The following is a 19,725-nucleotide window of genomic DNA, read 5'->3' as shown; positions in this document are numbered from 1 at the left end:
CCGCACCGCCGGGCGCTTCGCATTGTTGGGGTTCGCTGCGCTCACCCCAACCTACGGTTACGCGGTTACGCGGTTTCGACGGGCCGTGCCGGATCGCTGACCCAGCCGCTCCACGACGGCGCGTACAGGCGCGAACCCGCCAGCCCCGCGTGTTCCATCGCCAGCAGGTTGTGGCAGGCGGTGACGCCGGAGCCGCACATGTGCACGACCTGCGCGGGCGGCATGTCGCCGATCAAGGCGGCGAAATCGCCGCGCAGCTGCCCTGCGGATTTGTAGCGGCCGTCCGCATCGAGATTGTCCGAATACGGGCGATTCAAGGCGCCGGGCACATGGCCGCCCACGCGGTCGATCGGTTCCACTTCGCCGCGGTAGCGCGGCGTGGCGCGCGCATCGATCAGCAACTCCGAGCGATCGGCAATCGCGCGGTGATCGACGATGTAGCGCGAGGCGTCGTAGCGCAGCGCAACGTCGCTCGGCTCGCGCGCCACCTCGCCGGACTCCAGCGGCAAGCCCGCCGCCTGCCATGCCTGGAAACCGCCATCGAGCACCGCCACCTCGCGCACGCCGGCCAGGCGCAGCAGCCACCACAGCCGCGCCGCGGCCAGCGCGCCGCCAGCCGCGTCGTAAGCCACCACCTGCAGGCCCGGACGCCAGCCCCAGCGCGACAGCACCGCGGAAAACGCCTGCTCGGACGGCATCGGGTGCCGGCCCAGCCCTTCGCTCTTGCGCGAGAGATCCGACAGGTCGCGATCCAGATGCGCATAGACCGCGCCCGGGATATGCCCCTCGCGATACGCGCGCTCGCCCTTGTCCGGATCGCCGCCGGCCACGGCCAGTTCGAAGCGGCAGTCGACGATCAGCACCTCGCGCGGCGGCAGCGCCGCCAGCGTGCGCGCATCGATCAGCGTGGTGTATGCAGCAGTCATAGACGTCCCATGCGGTGCAGCAGGTTGACCAGCATGGCGGCCGTCGCGCCCCAGATGCGATGGCCGCCGTGGATGAATTCCACCATCTCGCGGCGATGGCCGCGGAAATCCATGGTGTAGCGGCGCAGGTTGGCCGGGTCGAGGAAAAACGCCAGCGGCACCTCGAACACTTCGGCCACTTCCGCCGGTGCCGGATACAGGCTCGCTTCCGGCGCGATGCGCGCCACCACCGGCGTGATGCGGTAGCCGCTGATGGTGTCGAAGCTGTCGAGAAAGCCGATCGGCGTGACCAGGCGGCGATCGAGGCCGACTTCCTCCTCGCTCTCGCGCAAGGCGGTGGCGACGGCGTCGGCATCTTCCGGATCGGTACGCCCGCCGGGAAACGCCACCTGCCCCGCATGCGCCTGCAGGCTGTCGTTGCGCACGGTCAGCACCAGGCGCGGCTGCACGCCTTCGCGCCAGCCCACCAGCACCGCGGCGGGACGGCGCGGCGCATCGCCGATCAGCTCGGCCATCTCGCGGTGGTTCCAGCCCGGCCCCTGCGGCGGCTCGGCCAGCGGGAGCACGGCGGCGGCGACCGGCGCCAGCGAGTCGCTCATGGCTGCGGTTCCCGTGCCGGCAGTACCTCGTGCATGTAGCGCAGGCGTTCGGCGTCGCTCATGGCGCGCCAGCGCGCGATCTCGTCGCCGGTGCGCAGGCAGCCCTCGCAATAGCCGCGCTCGTCGAGCCGGCAAATGCCGATGCAGGGACTCAGGACGGCGGCAGGGATGGGGGCGGGATCGTTCGGCATGGACCGCTGATCTTAGAGCCTGTTCAAGGCCTCCGCGTAGCCCGCGTTGCCGTTGAGTGGCTCCCAGGCGGCAGCGCGTGGCGCGGGCCTGGCTGGTTGCCAGGTCAAGCCGCGCGCTGCCGCCTGGGAGCCACTCAACGGCAACCCGGAGGGCCGGCTCTGGTTGCCCGCCATCCTGCGTCATCGCTCGGTCGTGTACGGACGTACACTCCCTCACTCTTCCTTGTCTGGCGAGCAACCAGAGCCGGCGCGGGCCACGCGGAGGCCTTGAGCAGGCTCTCGCCGAAGGCCCCGCCCCGGGCAGCGAACGCCGCCCTTACTGCTTGATTTCCAGCAGCTCGATCTCGAACACCAGCGCCTCGTTCGGGCCGATGCGCGGCAGGTTGCCGCGTTCGCCGTAGGCCAGCGCGGGCGGAATGACCACGCGCCACTTGTCGCCCACGTGCATGCGCTGGATCACGTCCTGCCAGCCGGGGATCACCTTGTTGTTGACGATGAAGCTCACCGGCGAACCGTGCGCCCAGGAGCTGTCGAACTCGGTGCCGTCGATCAGCGTGGCGCGGAAATTCACCGTGACGGTGCTGTTCACCGCCGGCTGGTCCTTGCCCGTGCCTTGCTTTAGCACCTGGTACTGGATGCCCGAAGGCAGCTGCACCACGCCGGGCTTCTGGCGGTTCTTGGCGAGGAAGTCGGCGCTCTTGCTGGCGTTGGAATTGGCCAGCTGCTGGAACTGGGACTCCGCCTTGTCGTGCATGTGCTTGTCGAGGCGGCGCAGCTGCTCGTGCATGTCCTGCATCGGCACGGACGGGCGGCGCTTGGTGTAGGCGTCCTGGATCGCGCGCTGCATCACGGCGATGTCGACGTCCGGGTCGCCGCTGGCGAACTGGCTGCCGATCTGGTAGCCGATCGCATAGGACAGCTTGTTCTTGTCCAGCCCCGCGGCCTGCGCGTCGGACGCGCTGTCGCGGCTCTGCGCATGCGTGGCCATCGCCGCGCTCATCAGCATCGTGAGCATCGTGCCATGGGCCAACCAACGCAGTCGTGTCATGCCTATCCTCCATCGCGGATGCGCGAAGCCCGGCCATCGTAAGGGGTTTGCCGGGCGCGTGCAGCGGGGCCGGGCGGGGGTGCCGGCGCCACCGGCATGAGAACGCCCGCGGCGGCAAAGGTTCCCGCCGCAACCCCACTGCTACCATGGGCGTTTTCGACCTCCGCTGGGAACCGCCATGGCTTATCGCAATCTGGAAATCGGCAATCGCGGCGCGGTGCGCCTGATCACCGTCAACCGCCCCGACAAGCTCAACGCGCTGAACCGCGACACCCTCAACGAACTGACCCTGGCCTTCGCCCAGGCCGCCCAGGACGACGCCGTGCGCGCCGTGGTGCTGGCCGGCGCGGGCGACAAGGCCTTCGTCGCCGGCGCGGACATCGCCGAGATGAACGGCTACACGCCGGTGCAGGCGCAGGGCTTCTCGCGCGCCGGCCAGCGCCTGATGAGCTCCATCGAGCGCCTGGGCAAGCCGGTGGTCGCGCGCATCCAGGGCTTCGCCCTCGGCGGCGGCATGGAGCTGGCCATGGCCTGCCACCTGCGCGTGGCCAGCGATAAGGCGCGCTTCGGCCAGCCGGAAATCAATCTCGGCCTGATCCCCGGCTTCGGCGGCACCCAGCGCCTGCTGCGCCTGGCCGGCCGCGGCGCCGCGCTGGAGCTGTGCCTGACCGGCGCGATGATCGGCGCCCAGCGCGCCTGCGAGCTGGGCATCGTCAACCGCGTGGTGGCGCCGGAGGCGCTGGACGAAACGGTGGACACGCTGGCCGACCAGCTCGCCGCCTCGGCGCCGCTGGCGGCGGCGGGCATTCTCGACGCCGTGCTGCAGGGCGGCGAGACCGCGCTGGATCAGGGGCTGGAGTTCGAGACGCAGGCGTTCGCGCTGGCGTTCTCGACGGAAGACATGCGCGAAGGGACCACGGCGTTCCTGGAGAAGCGCAAGGCGGAGTTCAAGGGACGCTGATTCGAAGGAAACCCTCCGGCGTAGGTTGGGGTGAGCGCAGCGAACCCCAACATTGCACTTTCAGCCGTAGCGCATTGTTGGGGTTCGCTGTGCTCACCCCAACCTACGCCGGGCGATCTAGTGCCCTGCGCCGTGGAACTTCTGCTCGCCCGCGGTCACTTCCAGCTTCATCCGATTCTCCGGCGGCGCCAGAGGGCACACCACGTGCGGCGTGATCGCGCACGGCGGGTTCTCGGCCAGATTGAAATCCAGCGTCACCTTGCCGTCCTTCGGCATGTCGGCATAGAGAAAACGCGCGCCGCCATAGGTGAGCTTGCCGGCGGTGCGGTCGCTGAACACGAAGAACAGGCGGCCGTCCTCTTCCATCGGCGTGAGCGTGTAGCGCTGGCCGCCGCGTTCGAACACCGCCTGGCCCGGCACCGGCTCGTCGTTTTCCGTGCCGACCACGTTGGCGATGCGCAGCGTGTGCGGCGTGGTGTAGGCCTGCCACTGCGCCTCGATCCTCCACGAGGGATCGATCGGGAAATACGGAATGCCGGGGAAGTTCGTCCGCAGCGGCGCGGCATTGTCCTTCACCCGCAGCCCGCGCTGCTTGCCGCTTTCGACGACGTACAGATAGCGCTCCGCGCCGAGATAGGCGCGGGTGGGCTTGCGTTCGCCGTGCGCGCCTTGCGTGAGCATCGGCGCGGCGGAGACGGGATGGCCGTCGATCGTCACCGTCACGCCGTCGGCGGTGCGCAGATCCACCGCGCCATTGGCATCGAGATGCAGCACGCCCAGATGCGCGGGTGCGCCCGGCACCTGGAAACGGTTGTCGGCGGCGGCGCCGACCGTGTTGTCACCTGGCTCGAGCCAACCGGAAGCGATCAGCGTGAGATAGCCATCCGCCCGCTTCAGCTTCGTCACGCGTTCGGCGCGCGCCTGCTCGACCTGTGCCGTGTAGTCGCTGGGCTGCGCATACACCGGCGCAGTCCATAGCGCGGCCATCGCCGCGCCCGCAACGACGAGCGAACGCACGGCGCTCAATGATGGCCGCCGCGATACTTCTTCTCGCCCGCCGTCACCGCGACATCCAGCCGGTTCTCCGGCGGCGCCAGCGGACAGGTGGCGAACGGTGTGAATGCGCAGGGCGGGTTGTAGGCCTTGTTGAAATCCAGCACCACCTTGCCGTCCTTCGGCAGCGCGGCGTAAAGGAAACGCGCGGCGCCGTAGGTCTCCTTGCCGGAGGTGCGGTCGGCCAGCACGAAGAACAGTTCACCACCCGGTTCTTCCTGGTACGGCAGCAGTTCAAAAGTGTGGCCGTCGCGCTGGAACACCGCCTTGCCCGGCACGTCGACCTTGTCGATGGTGCCGATCACCGAGCCGATCTCCAGCTTGTGCGGCGGATCGAACGGCACCCAGTCGGCCACCACGCGCCAGGACGGGTCGATCGGGAAGTAGTCGATGCCCAGGAAGTGCTTGCGCGTTTCGGCGTTGCTGTCCTTCACGCGCAGCGCCTTGCGGCCATCGCGCTCGATCACGTAGAAGCTGGCGCTGCCGAACGCCACCGTGGTGGGCGTGGCTTCGCCGGCATGCATGTCGTCGATCAGCGCGGCTTCGCGCACCTGCTTGCCGTCGATGGTGGCGCCGGATTTTTCATCCAGCACGATGTGCAGCGCGCCGTCCTTGCCCTGCGTCACCACGCCCAGATGCGCCGGGCCGGCCTTCAGCACGATGTCGTTGTCGCTCGCGCTGCCGATGCGGTTGGCGCCTTCCTGCAGCCATTCCAGGCCGATCAGGCTGAGCCAGCCGGTGGGCGCGGTGAGGTTGGCGGTGCGCTTGGCGCGCCACTGCTCGATCTCGTGCGGGTAGTCGCCGGCAGCGGCGGCAGTGGCGGTTTCGGCTTGCACGGCGACGACTCCAAAGCTCAAGGCGACAACGAGGGCAAAGGCAACGCTACGCGACATGGCACGGCCCGCTCGACAGAGGAAGCCCGAGTATGGACGTCTATTTGCCGCAGCCGCAAGCGCCGGCTCAGCGCCCGCGCAGGAACAGTTTGTCCAGCTCGGCCAGGCCCAGCTGGGTCCAGGTGGGGCGGCCGTGGTTGCACTGGCCGGAGCGCTCGGTGGCCTCCATCTCGCGCAGCAGCGCGTTCATTTCCGGCGCGGTGAGGCGCCGGCCGGCGCGCACCGAGCCGTGGCAGGCCATGGTGGAGAGCAGTTCGTTCTCCAGCTCCTGCAGGCGGCGCGAACTGCCGTGCAGGGCCAGCTCGGCCAGCACGTCGCGGCACAGCTGCGCCACGTCGGCGCCTTCCAGCAAGGCCGGGATGCGCCGCACCACCACGCCGGACGGGCCGCTGCGCGACAGCTCCAGGCCCCAGTCGGCCAGCGCGTCGGCGTGTTCCTCGGCGGCGGCGGCTTCCTTCGCGCTGACCGACACGTTGAGCGGCACCAGCAGCAGCTGCGAGCGCAGGTTGCTGCAGGCGCGGCCGCTTTTGAGCTTTTCGTAGGTGATGCGCTCGTGCGCCGCGTGCATGTCCACCAGCACCAGGCCGTGCGCATTCTCGGCCAGAATGTAGATGCCCTTGAGCTGCGCGATGGCGAAGCCCAGCGGCGGCGCCTCGTCGTCCTGCGCGGGCGGCATCGGGGTGTTGGCAGCATAGGCCGGCACCGCCTCGCGCGAAGACTCGCCCAGCAGCGCGGCGTAATCGGCCAGCGGCTCGTCGCGCACGCCCAGGCTCAGGCGGCTCTGGCTGAACTGCCCGGACCAGGCCGGCGTGGAGGTGACGGCCGCGCCGGCGGAGGCGGCCGCGGCATAGCTGACCAGCGTGGGCGCCGTGTCGACCGAGTCGACCACGCTGCCCACCTGCCCCGCGCGCGTCTGCGCCAGGGCCTCGTGCAGGGTGCGGAACAGGAAGTCGTGCACCAGCCGCTGCTCGCGGAAACGCACTTCGTGCTTGGCCGGATGCACGTTGACGTCGACGCCGGCCGGATCGAGTTCCAGATACAGCACGAAGGCCGGGTGCCGCCCGTGGAACAGCACGTCGGCATACGCCTGCCGCACCGCGTGCGCCACGATGCGGTCGCGCACCAGGCGGCCGTTGACGTAGAAGTATTGCGAATCGGCCTGCGAGCGCGACGCCGTGGGCAAGCCGACCCAGCCCGACAGATGCAGGCCGGCCGCCACATGATCGATACGCAGGCTCTGCGCGGGAAATTCCTCGCCCAGCACGTCAGCCACCCGCAGCAGAGCCGCCTGTTCGTCCTTGGCGGCCTTGAGGATGCGCACCGGCTTGCCGTTGTGGCTGAGGCGGAATTCCACCGAGCCGCGCGCCAGCGCCAGCGACTTCAGCAGGTCGTCGATATGCGCGAACTCGGTGCGCTCCGCGCGGAGGAATTTGCGCCGCGCCGGCACGTTGTAGAACAGGTCGCGCACCTCGACGCTGGTGCCTTGCGGATGCTGCGCGGGGCGCGCCGCCTGCAGCTTGCCGCCGTCCACTTCGATGCGGAAGGCGGTGTCCTGTCCGCGTGCGCGCGAGGTGAGCGCAAAGCGCGCCACCGACGAGACCGAGGCCAGCGCCTCGCCGCGGAAACCCATGCTGGCCACGTGTTCGAGGTCGTCGAAGCTGCGGATCTTGCTGGTGGCATGCGAGGCCACCGCCAGCGGCAGGTCGTCCGGCTCGATGCCGCCGCCGTCGTCGCGGATGCGGATCAGGCGCTGGCCGCCCTGCTCGATATCCACTTCGATGCGGGTGGCGCCGGCGTCGAGGCTGTTTTCGACCAGTTCCTTCACGACGGAGGAAGGCCGTTCGATCACTTCGCCGGCGGCGATCTGGTTGATGAGTTCAGCAGGCAGGGGACGGATGACAGGCATCGCGCAAGCTTAAAGCAGGAACGCCACCCGAGGGGTGGCGTTCGTAAAAACAACATGTTGCGGCGGAACAAGCCAAACGGATCGGCCAAACGGATCGGCCGAACGGATCGGCCGGATGGATCAGCCGGATGGAATCGCCAGCACCATGCCCGCGCGCACCGTGTCGCTGTTGATGCTGCGGTTGGCGTTCTTCAGCGCGGTGATGCTCACGCCGTACTGGCGCGCGATGCTGCGCAGGCTTTCGCCCGCGGTGACGCGGTGCAGGTCGCGCACGTTGGCGTCGGCGCGTTCGCTGTCGGCCTTCACGCTGGCCACCTTGACCTCGCCCGACTTCGAACCGGTCATCGCCTGCGCCACCGCCTTGTTGGCAGCGGTGGACACGGGATTGCCGTCGCCGTCGTCATCGTCGTTCTTCGCCGCCGACGCCACCACGTTGCCGTTGCGGCGCGCGGCCTGCGCGGCGAACCACGAACCCGGCGGCGGGGTCGCCTCGAAATAGCTGCGCACGCCGCCCATCACGGCTTCGGCCAGGTGCGCCTGGTGCGAGGGATCGCGCAGCTTGCGCTCCTCGTCCGGATTGCTGATGAAGGCCGTCTCGACCAGGATCGAGGGCACGTCCGGCGAGCGCAGCACCACGAAGTTGGCGCGCTCCACGAAGCCGCGGTGGGTCGGCCCCAGGCCGCCCAGCGCCTTCAGCACATTGGTGGCCACCGCTTCGCTGGCCTGCATGGCGTAGCCCTGCTGCAGGTCCAGCAGCACGGCGGCGAGGCTGTCGTCCTTGTCGTCCAGCGACACGCCGCCGATCAGGTCGGCGCGGTTTTCGCGGTCGGCCAGCCAGCGGGCCGCCTCGCTGGTCTTGCCGCGCGGCGACAGCACCCACACCGAGGAACCCTTGGCGTCGCCGTTGACGAAGGCGTCTGCATGGACCGAGACGAACAAATCGGCGTTGTTGCGGCGGGCGATCTCGTAGCGCTGCTTGAGCGGGATGAAGAAATCCGCATCGCGCGTCAGCACCGCCTTCATGCCCGGCTGCTTGTTGATCTGCGCGGCCAGCTCGCGCGCCACCGCCAGGGTGACGTTCTTTTCCAGCGTGCCGCCGGGGCCGTGCGCGCCCGGGTCCTGGCCGCCGTGGCCGGCGTCGACCGCCACCACCACCTTGCGCTCGCCGTTGAGCAGCGCGGCGGCCTGGCGGGTGGAGGCCATGCCGCTCTGGGTGGAGCGCAGGCTGTTCTTGCTGGAGGCAGCGAGCTTGACCGTCACCGGCGCGGGCGGCGGCGCGGCGTCATCGTCGCTGTCGTCCTGTACCGGGGCCGGTGCGGGCGCGGCCTTGGCCGACGAGGCCACCCCGCTGCCGGGATAGACGTCGACCACCAGGCGGTAGCCGTAGCTGGCCTGCGGCTGCAGCACGAAGCTCTTGTAGTGGCTGGACGGGTCGACCTTGGCCACCAGCTGCAGGCGGTTGCCCTGCTGGCTGCTGTCCAGGCCCTTGAGCAGGCCCTGCGACTTCGGCGCCGAGTAGTCATCGCCCAGGGCGCTGCGGCCCAGGTCGATCACCAGCTGGTCGCCGTCCTGGCGGGTCTTGTAGTCCACGGGACCGGATACATCGAGCACCAGCCGGGTGTATTCCGGGCCGGCCCAGACGCGGGCCGACTTCACGTCGGTGGCGTGGACGGCGCACAGCGGCGCCATCGCCAGGGCGACGAGACAGGAAAACTGACGGATGCTGGCCGGATATCCCCTCATGGTCGCGCATTGAAGCTCAGCACTTTCCTGAATGCAAGTGCTTTTTCCTTGAAATATCCATAACCTGCAGCTGTTTTGTCAGGCTGGGTCCAGCTATCGGACGCAAGCCGCGCTGACGGAAGGGTTTCGCCCGGGGGCGAGACGGAACCCAAAATCTCATTAACGACGGATACTTAGCGCCGCGCCTCAGCTTGAGGCTGGCACCCGCGCCAGCAGGCGCTCGCCGCGCGGGCTGCGTGCGGCCACCTGAACGGTGCGGCCGGTGCCGGCGTAGGCCAGGTCGATCTGCAGATCCGGCGCGGGCAAGGCCCCTGCGCCCCGCTCCGGCCATTCCACCAGCACCAGGGCGGCGGGGTCGGCCAGCGTGTCCAGGCCCAGCCATTCCAGTTCGCCGGGGTCGGCGATGCGGTACAGGTCCAGGTGCCAGGCCGTGCGGGCGGCCAGCCGGTAGGACTCGACCAGGCTGTAGGTCGGGCTTTTCACCCGCTCGCCCACGCCCAGGGCTTGCAGGAAGGCGCGGGCGAAGCTGGTCTTGCCCGCGCCCAGGTCGCCGTGCAGGTAGATGACCGCGCCCTCGTCCACCGCGCCGGCCATGCGCGCGGCGAAGCCGGTGGTGGCCTGTTCGTCGGGAAGCGCCTGCTGCAGGGTGGTCATGCGTCGAGTCCGTTGAGCAGCCGGCGCAGCGGCGCCAGCAGGTCGGTAGCCATCAGGCCGCGCTCGCCGCCGTCGGCGGCGGCCGCGTCGCCCGCGCGGGCATGCAGGCCGACGCCCAGGCAGGCGGCTTCCCAGGCTTCGCAGCCCTGGGCCAGCAAGGCGGCGACGATGCCGGTGAGCAGGTCGCCCATGCCGCCGGTGGCCATGCCGGGGTTGCCCCAGGGGCAGACGGCCACGCGGCCATGCGGGTCGGCGATCAGGCTGCCGGCGCCCTTGAGCACCGCCACCGCGCCGTATTTGCGCGCCAGTGCGCGTACCGCGGCGTAGCGGTCGGCTTCGATCCCGGCGACCGAGCTTTCCAGCAGCCGCGCCGCTTCGCCGGGATGCGGCGTGATCACCGTGGCCGCTTCGAACACCCGCGGCTCGCGCGCCAGCAGGTTGAGGCCGTCGGCATCCAGCACCGTCGGCATGGCCATGTCCAGCGCGGTCAGCCACAGCGCATGGCCCCAGGCGCCCTGCCCCAGGCCGGGCCCGAGCGCCAGCACGTCGGCGCGCTGCAGCAGCGGCTGCAGGGACTGCGGGCCGTCGACGCCGTGCGCCATCAGTTCCGGACGGGCGCTGTTGAGCGCGGTGAGATTCGCCTCGCGCGTCGCCACGCTGACCAGCCCCGCGCCGGCGCGCAGCGCGGCTTCTCCGCTCATGCGGATGGCGCCGGCGGTGCCAAGGTCGCCGCCGATCGCCAGCACGTGGCCATTGCTGCCCTTGTGGGCATGGCGCGGGCGCGGCGGCAGCGTGGCGGCGTGCAGCAGCTCGGCGTCGGGCGCGATGCCGCCCCAGAGTTCTTCCGGCAAGTCCAGCGTATCCAGCTCCAGCACGCCCACGCGGTCCGCCGCCTGGCCGGTATGCAGGCCGCGCTTGTGCGCGATGAAGCTGACGGTGACATCGGCCTTGATCGCCTCGCCGGGGCATTGCCCGGTGTCGGCGTTGAGGCCCGAAGGCACGTCCAGCGCGAGGATCGGTTCGCCGCCCGCATTCAACCGCCACAGCAGGTCGGCCACCGCGGGCTCCGGCGCGCGCGCGAGACCGGTGCCGTACAGCGCATCCACGTGCACGTCGGCCACCGGCAGGCCGGTGACGGAGCTCCACATTTGCACCTGTCCGCCGGCCTCCTCGAAACGCGCGCGCGCCGCCGCGGCATCGCCGCGCGCTTCGCCGCTGAGCGCGAACAGCATCACCTGGTAGCCCTCCTGCAGCGCGAGCGCGCCGAGCAGGAAACCGTCGCCACCGTTATGGCCCGGCCCGCAGTACACCGCGATGCGCCGCGCCTGCGGCCAATGGCGCTGCAGCGAGGCGAACGCGGCCGCGGCCGCGCGGCGCATCAGTTCGATGCCGGGAATGCCCAGCACCTCGATGGCGCGGCGATCCAGCGCGCGCACCTGGTCGACGGTATGGAGCTCGTGGCTGTGCGGGCGTGGCGTCATGCGCCGGATTATAGGCGGAGGCCGCGGCCCGGCGGACTTACAATGCCCACCATGTCCGCCTACTCCGCCCTCGCCCACGACTACGCCGCGCTCGCCGCGGACATCAAGCGCTGGGCGCGCGAGCTCGGCTTCGCCGACGCCGGCATCGCCGGCATCGAGCTGGGCGAGGACGAGCAGCACCTGCGGCGCTGGCTGGACGACGGCCACCACGGCGAGATGGACTACATGGCCCGCCACGGCACCAAGCGCAGCCGCCCGGCCGAACTGGAACCGGGCACCCTGCGCGTGATCTCGGTGCGCATGGACTACATCCCGCCCGGCACGCGCAACGCCTGGGCCGTGCTGGAAGACGCGGACGCCGGCTATGTCGCGCGCTACGCACTGGGCCGCGACTACCACAAGCTGATGCGCAACCGCCTGCAGAAGCTGGCCGAGCGCATCCACGCCAAGGTCGGCGACTTCGGCTACCGCGCCTACGTGGATTCGGCGCCGGTGCTGGAGAAAGCCCTGGGCCGCAATGCGGGCCTGGGCTGGATCGGCAAGCACACCGTGCTGATCAACCGCAGCGCGGGTTCGTATTTCTTTCTCGGCGAGCTCTACACCGACCTGCCGCTGCCGGTGGACGAAGCCGCCACCGCGCATTGCGGCACGTGCCGCCGCTGCATCGATATCTGCCCGACCCAGGCCATCGTCGCGCCGTACCGGCTGGATGCGCGCCGCTGCATTTCCTATCTCACCATCGAACTCAAAGGCAGCATTCCGGAAGAGCTGCGTGCGCCGATGGGCAACCGCATCTTCGGCTGCGACGACTGCCAGCTGATCTGCCCCTGGAACAAGTTCGCGCGCGACGCGGCGGAGCCCGACTTCGCACCGCGCCACAGCCTGGACGGCGCGCGCCTGGTGGAACTGTTCGCCTGGAGCGAGGAGGAATTCCTGCGCCGCACCGAAGGCATGGCGATCCGCCGCACGGGCTACGAGGGCTGGCTGCGCAATATCGCGGTGGCGCTGGGCAACGCGCCGGGCTCGGGCGAAGTGCTCGACGCGCTGCGTGCGCGTGCGGCGCATCCGTCGGAGCTGGTGCGCGAACACGTCGCCTGGGCGCTGGCGCGGCACCAGGCGACGTAAGAAAGAATCAACCCTCGCGGCGCTGGGCGATCTCGTCGAGCAAGGCGCGGGTGGCGGTGTCGAACGAAGACAGATCGTCCGTCTGGCCTTCCAGCGCCGGCAGGATCTGCCGCGCGATCGACTTGCCCAGCTCCACGCCCCACTGGTCGAACGCGTTGATGCTCCACAGATGGCCGAGCATGAACACCTTGTGCTCGTACAGCGCGATCAGCGCACCCAGGCTTTCCGGGGTGAGCGAATCGAGCAGGATCACCGTGCTCGGGCGGTCGCCCGGGAAGGTGCGCTGCGCGGCGAGCACGCGGCGCGCCTGTTCGTCGCCGCCCTTGCTCTCGGCGAGGGCCTCGTCGAAGGTCTTGCCCAGCGCCAGCGCGGCGGCCTGCGCCAGCAGGTTGGACAGCAGCGCGTCGTGATTGGCGCGCAGCGGATGCGCCGGGCGCACCACGCCGATGAATTCCAGCGGCACGGTGTCGGTGCCCTGGTGCAGCGACTGGAAATACGCATGCTGCGCATTGGTGCCCACGCTGCCCCACACCACCGGCGAGGTGGACTGCGGCACCGGCTCTCCTTGCGGGGTGACCTGCTTGCCCAGGCTCTCCATTTCCAGCTGCTGCAGGTACGAGGTGAGGTCGCCCATCAGATCGGCGTAAGGCACCACCGCGCGGCTGCTGCGGCCCAGCGCATTGCGGTTCCAGTATTCGACCAGGCTGAGCAGCACCGGCAGGTTTTCCTGCCACGGCTTGCTGCGGAAGTGGTCGTCGATCTGCGCCGCGCCGGCGAGCAGCGCGCGGAAATGCTCCATGCCGATGGCCAGCGCCAGCGACAGGCCCACCGCGGACCACAGCGAGAAACGGCCGCCGACGAAATCCCACATCGGATAGATGTTGGACGTGGCCACGCCCCAGCGCTCGGCTTCGGCGGTGTTGGCGCTGACCGCCAGGAAATGCTTCGACGCGGCGCGCGCATCGCCCTCGTACGAGCGCACGATCCAGTCGCGCAGCACGTTGCCGTTGAGCAGGGTTTCCTGCGTGGTGAAGGTCTTGGAGACCACGATCACCAGGGTGCGGCGCGGGTCGAGCTGGCGCATCAGCTCGTAGGCGGCCTGGCCGTCGACATTGGTGAGGAAGTGGCTGCGCAGCTCCGGCACGTGGAACGGCGCCAGCGCGCGCACGGCCAGGCGGGGGCCGAGGTCGGAGCCGCCGATGCCGATGTTCACCACGTCGGTGATCTTCGGCGGCAGGCCCATGCTGGCGGCGTCGCCGCGCTCGATCGCGCGCACCAGTTCGTCGATGCGCTGCAGGGTGCGTTCGATCTCGCTGCGCGCCTCGCGCGGCGCCACCGGCGGCAGGCGCGAGGCACCGCCGCGCAGCGCGGTGTGCAGCACGGCGCGGTGTTCGGACGTGTTGATCGGCTCGCCGGCGAACATGGCGTCGCGGGCCTGCTGCCAGCCGCTGGCTTCGGCGTGCTCGCCCAGCGCCTGCAGTGCTTCGTGGTCCAGCTTCTGCCGGCTCAGGTCCAGCAGCAGCGGCCCCACGCGGTGGCGCAAGCGTTCGCCGCGCTCCCGGTCCTTCAGCAAGTCGCGCAGATGGGTGCGCGAAAGACGTTCGACGTGTGCTGCCAGGAAGGACGGACTGCGCTGCTGCGACATGGGCTCGTACTTGGCGGGAAGGGGAACCCCGATCTTAGAGCCATTGAGTGGCGCGTGAGTAGCGCGCCACGTGCCAATTCCGGCAGTTTTTGCCTTGAGCCGCGGCCTCAGGCCGCGGCCATCTGCTTCGGGATCGAGCGGTTGGTATGCGAGATGCGGTTGTCGGCATCCACGTACACCAGGGTCGGCTGGAACTGCTCGACCTCGGCCTCGGACAGCTGGGCGAACGCGGCGATGATGATCAGGTCGCCCGGCTGGGCGCGATGGGCCGCGCTGCCGTTCACCGAGATGATGCCGGAGCCTTCTTCCGCGCGCAGCGCATAGGTGACGAAGCGCTTGCCGTTGTTGATGTTCCACGCGTGGATCTGCTCGTACTCGCGGATGCCGGAGGCATCGAGCAGCAGGCCGTCGATCGCGATCGAGCCTTCGTAGTGCAGCTCGGCGTGCGTCACCGTGGCACGGTGGATCTTGGCCTTGAGCATGTTCAGGTTCATGGCATGACTTCCAGCAGAAAAGGTCTGCGTAGCGGGCAATTATCGATGGGCGGGCCGTCCGGCCGCAACGAGGCCGGATGCCGCGCTATGTGGGGTGCCTCAGTCGAAAGGCAAGTTGTCGATCAGGCGGGTCTTGCCCAGGCGGGCGGCGATCAGCGCCACCAGGCCCTCGCGCTCGCCTTCGGCCGGCTCGGACAGGTCCTCGGCCCGGCGGATCGCGGCGTAGTCCGGATCGAAGCCGCCGCGGGCCAGCTTGGAGGCCGCGGCCTGCTCCACCACCTTGATGGCGTGGCCTTTTTCGACCAGCTCGCGCATCTGCTGCAGGGTGGCGTAGATCTGCGGGGCCAGCTCGCGCTCGTCGCGCGACAGGTACTGGTTGCGCGAGCTCAGCGCCAGGCCGTCGTCGGCGCGCAGGGTGGGCGCGCCCATCACCTTCACCGGCAGGGCCAGGTCGCGCACCATGCGCTCGATCACCTTCAGCTGCTGGAAGTCCTTCTGGCCGAACACGGCCACGTCCGGCTGCACCAGGTTGAACAGCTTGCACACCACGGTGGCCACGCCGTCGAAATGGCCGGGACGGTGCGCACCTTCGAGCGTGTCGGTGATGGCCGGCACATGCACGCTCACGCTGCTGGCCGGGCCGAACGGATACATGGTGGCCACGTCGGGCGCGAACACCAGGTCGCAGTGCTGCTCGGCCAGGCCGGCCTGGTCCTGGCTCAGCGTGCGCGGATAGCGGTCGAAATCCTCGTTCGGGCCGAACTGGGTCGGGTTGACGAACACGCTCGCCACCACGCGGTCGGTGCGCGCGCGCGCCAGCTTGATCAGCGAGTGGTGGCCGGCATGGAGGTTGCCCATGGTCGGCACGAATCCCACGGTCTGGCCCTGGGAGCGCCAGCCGCGGATCACGGCACGCAAGGCCGCGGCGTCTTGCACAGTCTGCATGGGTGTGTCTCAGCTGAAACAGTGTTCGGGTGCGGGAAAGGCGCCGCTGCGCACGTCTTCCGCATACGCGGCGAGCGCAGCCGCCACAGAATCGCGTCCGGCCAGGAAATCCTTGCTGAACTTGGGGCGCTTGCCCGGCGTGATGCCCAGCATGTCCTGCAGCACCAGCACCTGGCCGTCGCAATGCGGGCCCGCGCCGATGCCGATCACGGGAATGCCGACGGCCTTGGTGACGCGCTCGCCCAGCGAGGTCGGCACGCCTTCCAGCACCAGCAGATCCGCGCCGGCCTGCTCCACCGCCTTGGCCTCGGCCACCACGCGGTCGGCGGCTTCCTGCTCGCGGCCCTGGATGCGGAATCCGCCGAACTTGTGCACCGATTGCGGCGTGAGGCCCAGGTGCGCGCACACCGGAATGGCGCGCGTGGCCAGCGCATGGATACCGTCGAGGATATGCGGCGCCGCGCCTTCGATCTTCACCATCGCCGCGCCGCCTTCGCCGACCAGGCGCGCGCCAGCGTCGAGCAGATGCGGCACGTCGCGGTCGCTCATGAACGGCAGGTCGCTCACCAGCAAGGTGGCGGACAGGCCGCGCGCCACGGCGGCGGTGTGGTAGACCATGTGATCGAGCGTCACCGGCAGCGTGCTCGCATGCCCCTGCACCACCATGCCGAGCGAATCGCCGACCAGGGCGACGTCGATGCCGGCGGTTTCCAGCTGCCAGGCGAAGCTGTAGTCGTAGGCGGTGAGCACCACGATCGGCTTGCCTTCCGCCTTCATGGCCCGCAGGCCGGGCACCGTCACGGGCTTGCGGGCGGGAGCACTGGCATTCTGGACGTACACGGCAACGCCTTCAGGTGGGTAAGAAGCGGATTATCCGCCGCATTGCACAAAAGGCTCAAGGCAGCACTTCACAGCCGCTGCGATCGAGCGCGGCGAGCAGCGCGCCCACCTTGCCCTGCCCCGGCAGCTCCAGTTCCGGCGCCAGGTCCGCCAGCGGCAGCAGCACGAAGGCGCGTTCGGCGATGCGCGGGTGCGGCAGGGTCAGGCGTTCGCCGTCGCGGCGCACGCCGTCCATGTGCAGCAGGTCCAGGTCCAGCGTGCGCGGTCCCCAGCGCTCGCCCTCGCGGACGCGGCCGGCGGCGCGCTCGATCGCCAGCAGGGCGTCCAGCAGCTCGTCCGCACTCAGCCCGGTATCCAGCTGCACGGCGGCATTGAGGAACGGCGGCTGCTCCAGCATGCCCCATGGCGGCGTGCGGTACAGGCGCGAACGCGCCGCCACCCGCGTCGAGGGCAACTGCGCCATCGCTTCGATGGCTTCGCTCAGGTAGCGCCGGGAATCGCCCAGATTGCTGCCCAGCGCCACATAGGCGGTGCTCACGCCGCGCCCGATTTGCCGCCGGATTTGCCGCCCGGCTTGCGGCGCCGCCGCTTGCGCGGCTTGCTCGCCGGCGCGGGCTCGGCATCGCCCGCCGACGGCACGTCGGCACCGGTGCCGGACAGCGCGGCGGCCAGCGTCTCGTGCGACAGCTGCTGGGCATGCGCCCACCACTGGCCCAGCTGGTCGATCGCCTGGGATTCGGTGGCGCGCAGCAGCAGGAAGTCGAACGCGGCGCGGAAGCGCGGGTGCGCCATCAGGCGGAACACGCGCTTGCGCTGCACCTGCTCGAAGCGCGGCTGCAGCGCCCAGATCTCTTCCATGGTGATGGTGAAGCGGCGCGGGATGGCCACGCGCTGGCACTGCTCCGACACCACGTGCGCCACCGCGCGGCCCCAGGCCGTGGCGCTCTCCACGCCCTTGACGATCCACGCATGCGCCAGGTCGCGCACCTCGCCCCACAGCAGCACGGCGAACAGAAAGGCCGGCGTCACCGACTTGCCTTCGGCCACGCGCGCATCGGTGCTGCCGAGGCCTTCCTCGATCAGCTTGCGCAGCGCCTCGTCACCGCGCTTGAGCGAGCGCGCGGTGGCCGGGAACATGAACTTCAGCAGGCCGCTCTTCTCCAGCATGCGGAAGCTCTTCAGGCCATGGCCGCTCAGGAACAGCTTGAGCGATTCGTCGAACAGGCGCGCCGGCGAGGCATCCAGCAGCAGCGGGCCGAGTTCCTCGAACGGCGCGGCGGCCGCGGCGTCGATGCGGAAGTTGAGCTTGGCCGCCAGGCGCACCGCGCGCAGCATGCGCACCGGGTCCTCGCGGTAGCGCGTGACCGGGTCGCCGATCAGGTGCAGCACGCGGTTCTCCACGTCCTGCATGCCGCCGACGTAGTCGCGCACGGAGAAGTCGCTGATGTCGTAGTACAGCGCGTTGACGCGGAAGTCGCGGCGCAGCGCGTCTTCCTCGATGCTGCCCCATACGTTGTCGCGCACGATGCGGCCGTCGACGATGTGGCGGTCGCCGCCGCCTTCGTTGCCGTCGTCCTCGCCGGTGCCGCGGAAGGTGGCCACCTCGATGATCTCCGGCCCGTACACCACGTGGGCGAGGCGGAAACGGCGGCCGATCAGGCGGCAGTTGCGGAACAGCTTCTTGACGTCTTCCGGCGTGGCGTTGGTGGCCACGTCGAAGTCCTTGGGATGGCCGCCGAGCAGGAGGTCGCGCACGGCGCCTCCGACCAGGAAGGCGTCGTAGCCGGCTTCATGGAGGCGGTACAGCACGCGCAGCGCGGCCTTGCTGATGTTCTTGCGCGATATCACGTGCTGCTCGCGCGGAATGATGCGCAGCGATGGCGTGGCCTCGTTCCTTGCTTTCAAGTTCAAGCGGTTTGAATCCTTGCAGCGAAAGGGTTGCCGCATGGCCTTGGGCCTAGGCTGGCGCCGGGTCGGAACCCGTGGCTGCGCATGGCTTCGGGCATGAGACAGCTGTCACGGAGGGCATTGCCGGCCGCAACAATTTCGCTATACTAGCGCGCTCCGGTGCTTTTCGCTCCCTTCGTCTAGTGGCCTAGGACACCGCCCTCTCAAGGCGGGAACACGAGTTCGAACCTCGTAGGGAGCGCCACTTCCGGGCCGCACAGGCCCATCCGGCATACACAGGCCCGCGATCGCATGACCTTTGTCGTCACCGACAACTGCATCAAGTGCAAGTACACCGACTGCGTCGAAGTCTGCCCTGTCGATGCCTTCCACGAAGGCCCGAATTTCCTGGTGATCGATCCGGACGAGTGCATCGACTGCACCTTGTGCGAGCCGGAATGCCCGATCAACGCCATCTATCCGGAAGACGACGTGCCCGCCGGGCAGGAGTCCTTCGTGGCGCTCAACGCGGAACTGGCCAAGGCCTGGCCGGTGATCACCGAGCGCAAGGACGGCCTGCCGGACGCCAAGGAATGGGAAAACAAGCCGGGCAAGCTGGACCAGCTGCAGCGCTGATTTTCCGACTGTTCCGAATCTTTTCTTCGGACTTCGCCCTATAAAAAAGCCGCCCGATGGGCGGCTTTTTCGTTCAATGAGCAACCGGGGCGCGGAATCAATTACCGCCCAGGCGCGACTTCAGCGTATCCACCACCTTGGCCACGGCGGCGGCATCGCCCTGCGCGCGCACTTCGCTGGCGCTCTGGCCGCTGGGGCCGATCACCACCTGCACCTGATGCGGCGCGGCGCCCGGCGCGGGGGCGGAGGCGTCCTTCTTGCCGCCGCCGAACATGCGGCGGAAGAAGCCCGGCTTGCTGCCCTGCGTGGCCGAGGCCACCACGCTCAGCGTGTAGGCATGGCCGGCGTCGTCGTGGCTCAGCACCTGGCCGATGTCGCCCTGCTCCAGCGCCTGGCCGACGCGGCGGTAGGCGTTGTCGACCGTGTCGGTGAGCACGAAGCCGTCGGCGATCACGCCGCCGCCCTTGCCCACGCGCGCCGTGGCGCCGTTGGAGGTGGGGTTGTTGGCGCCCTGCTCCGGGATCACCAGGGCGGCGCTGGTCGACGGCGTATCCAGGCCCGGCGGGATCTCCAGCGGCGTTTCCTGCTTGGCGGCCTCCCAGGCCTTCTCCGAGCGGAACATGCCGCAACCGGAAAGCAGCAAGGCGGACAGGGCGAGGGCCGGCATGGCGAGGAGGAGCGGGGATTTCTTCATTGAA

17 protein-coding genes, 1 tRNA gene and 2 pseudogenes are annotated in these 19,725 nt (G+C 69.5%); 4 read left to right on the top strand and 16 right to left on the bottom strand.

The window, feature by feature from the left end; all coding sequences use genetic code 11:
• Positions 1–65: 65 nt before the first annotated feature.
• The 3 genes and pseudogenes from FHW85_RS01710 to FHW85_RS01700 all read right to left on the bottom strand — a co-directional run bounded on the left by FHW85_RS01710 (position 66) and on the right by FHW85_RS01700 (position 2,764).
• A complete protein-coding gene (locus FHW85_RS01710; RefSeq protein WP_168647107.1) occupies positions 66–926 on the bottom strand; it encodes a sulfurtransferase in 861 nt (286 codons plus the stop codon).
• Positions 923–1,716, bottom strand: a pseudogene (locus FHW85_RS01705) (CoA pyrophosphatase). The gene FHW85_RS01710 and the pseudogene FHW85_RS01705 overlap by 4 nt, the downstream one beginning before the upstream one ends.
• Positions 1,717–2,032: 316 nt before the next feature.
• Entirely contained in the window at positions 2,033–2,764 is a 732-nt protein-coding gene (locus FHW85_RS01700) for an FKBP-type peptidyl-prolyl cis-trans isomerase (RefSeq protein ID WP_168647106.1), read from the bottom strand.
• Between the two features lie 178 nt (positions 2,765–2,942).
• Between FHW85_RS01700 and FHW85_RS01695 the strand changes: the two genes are divergently transcribed.
• On the top strand, positions 2,943–3,725 hold the full coding sequence (locus tag FHW85_RS01695) for an enoyl-CoA hydratase-related protein (protein WP_168647105.1): 783 nt from the start codon (positions 2,943–2,945) through the stop codon (positions 3,723–3,725).
• 117 nt (positions 3,726–3,842) lie between these two features.
• Here FHW85_RS01695 and FHW85_RS01690 read toward each other — a convergent pair whose 3' ends face one another.
• From FHW85_RS01690 to FHW85_RS01665, 6 genes and pseudogenes are all read right to left on the bottom strand, one after another.
• On the bottom strand, positions 3,843–4,742 hold the full coding sequence (locus FHW85_RS01690) for a DUF1684 domain-containing protein (protein ID WP_343203655.1): 900 nt from the start codon (positions 4,740–4,742) through the stop codon (positions 3,843–3,845).
• A gap of 5 nt (positions 4,743–4,747) precedes the next feature.
• A pseudogene (locus FHW85_RS01685) lies at positions 4,748–5,563 on the bottom strand (DUF1684 domain-containing protein); the annotation flags it as partial.
• A gap of 175 nt (positions 5,564–5,738) precedes the next feature.
• The gene (gene mutL, locus FHW85_RS01680) at positions 5,739–7,577 is read right to left on the bottom strand and encodes a DNA mismatch repair endonuclease MutL (protein ID WP_168647103.1); all 1,839 of its coding nucleotides are present in this window, start codon (positions 7,575–7,577) and stop codon (positions 5,739–5,741) included.
• A 120-nt stretch (positions 7,578–7,697) separates the two neighbouring features.
• A complete protein-coding gene (locus FHW85_RS01675) occupies positions 7,698–9,320 on the bottom strand; it encodes an N-acetylmuramoyl-L-alanine amidase (protein WP_168647102.1) in 1,623 nt (540 codons plus the stop codon).
• Between the two features lie 186 nt (positions 9,321–9,506).
• The gene (gene tsaE, locus FHW85_RS01670) at positions 9,507–9,974 is read right to left on the bottom strand and encodes a tRNA (adenosine(37)-N6)-threonylcarbamoyltransferase complex ATPase subunit type 1 TsaE (protein ID WP_167254434.1); all 468 of its coding nucleotides are present in this window, start codon (positions 9,972–9,974) and stop codon (positions 9,507–9,509) included.
• The gene (locus tag FHW85_RS01665; RefSeq protein ID WP_168647101.1) at positions 9,971–11,455 is read right to left on the bottom strand and encodes an NAD(P)H-hydrate dehydratase; all 1,485 of its coding nucleotides are present in this window, start codon (positions 11,453–11,455) and stop codon (positions 9,971–9,973) included. Before FHW85_RS01665 ends, tsaE begins: the two co-directional genes overlap by 4 nt.
• A 51-nt stretch (positions 11,456–11,506) precedes the next feature.
• Between FHW85_RS01665 and queG the strand changes: the two genes are divergently transcribed.
• Positions 11,507–12,580 carry a tRNA epoxyqueuosine(34) reductase QueG gene (queG, locus tag FHW85_RS01660; protein ID WP_246866607.1) on the top strand — a complete coding sequence of 358 codons (1,074 nt, stop codon included), beginning with the start codon at positions 11,507–11,509 and terminating at the stop codon, positions 12,578–12,580.
• A gap of 7 nt (positions 12,581–12,587) precedes the next feature.
• Here queG and pgi read toward each other — a convergent pair whose 3' ends face one another.
• The 6 genes from pgi to pcnB all read right to left on the bottom strand — a co-directional run bounded on the left by pgi (position 12,588) and on the right by pcnB (position 18,415).
• Positions 12,588–14,225, bottom strand: coding sequence for a glucose-6-phosphate isomerase (gene pgi, locus FHW85_RS01655; protein ID WP_168647099.1), 1,638 nt, complete (start codon positions 14,223–14,225; stop codon positions 12,588–12,590).
• A 107-nt stretch (positions 14,226–14,332) separates the two neighbouring features.
• The gene (gene panD / locus FHW85_RS01650; protein WP_090450268.1) at positions 14,333–14,719 is read right to left on the bottom strand and encodes an aspartate 1-decarboxylase; all 387 of its coding nucleotides are present in this window, start codon (positions 14,717–14,719) and stop codon (positions 14,333–14,335) included.
• 99 nt (positions 14,720–14,818) lie between these two features.
• Entirely contained in the window at positions 14,819–15,664 is an 846-nt protein-coding gene (gene panC / locus FHW85_RS01645) for a pantoate--beta-alanine ligase (RefSeq protein ID WP_167254419.1), read from the bottom strand.
• 9 nt (positions 15,665–15,673) lie between these two features.
• Positions 15,674–16,504, bottom strand: coding sequence for a 3-methyl-2-oxobutanoate hydroxymethyltransferase (panB, locus tag FHW85_RS01640; RefSeq protein ID WP_167254417.1), 831 nt, complete (start codon positions 16,502–16,504; stop codon positions 15,674–15,676).
• 55 nt (positions 16,505–16,559) lie between these two features.
• Positions 16,560–17,042 carry a 2-amino-4-hydroxy-6-hydroxymethyldihydropteridine diphosphokinase gene (folK, locus tag FHW85_RS01635; protein ID WP_168647098.1) on the bottom strand — a complete coding sequence of 161 codons (483 nt, stop codon included), beginning with the start codon at positions 17,040–17,042 and terminating at the stop codon, positions 16,560–16,562.
• A complete protein-coding gene (gene pcnB / locus FHW85_RS01630; RefSeq protein ID WP_167254413.1) occupies positions 17,039–18,415 on the bottom strand; it encodes a polynucleotide adenylyltransferase PcnB in 1,377 nt (458 codons plus the stop codon). Before pcnB ends, folK begins: the two co-directional genes overlap by 4 nt.
• Before the next feature lie 165 nt (positions 18,416–18,580).
• Here pcnB and FHW85_RS01625 point away from each other — a divergent pair.
• Positions 18,581–18,656, top strand: a tRNA-Glu gene (locus FHW85_RS01625).
• Between the two features lie 47 nt (positions 18,657–18,703).
• Positions 18,704–19,027: a ferredoxin FdxA gene (gene fdxA, locus FHW85_RS01620; protein ID WP_167254411.1), complete on the top strand. Its 324-nt coding sequence runs from the start codon at positions 18,704–18,706 to the stop codon at positions 19,025–19,027.
• A gap of 97 nt (positions 19,028–19,124) precedes the next feature.
• On the opposite strand, the gene FHW85_RS01615 is transcribed toward fdxA, so the two are convergent.
• The gene (locus tag FHW85_RS01615; protein ID WP_167254409.1) at positions 19,125–19,721 is read right to left on the bottom strand and encodes a hypothetical protein; all 597 of its coding nucleotides are present in this window, start codon (positions 19,719–19,721) and stop codon (positions 19,125–19,127) included.
• Positions 19,722–19,725 lie beyond the last annotated feature (4 nt).

The sequence above is a fragment of the Dyella sp. SG609 genome (assembly GCF_012275375.1).
In the GTDB taxonomy this organism is placed as follows: Bacteria; Pseudomonadota; Gammaproteobacteria; order Xanthomonadales; family Rhodanobacteraceae; genus Dyella_D; species Dyella_D marensis.
This window is presented reverse-complemented; position numbering and strand designations above follow the sequence as displayed.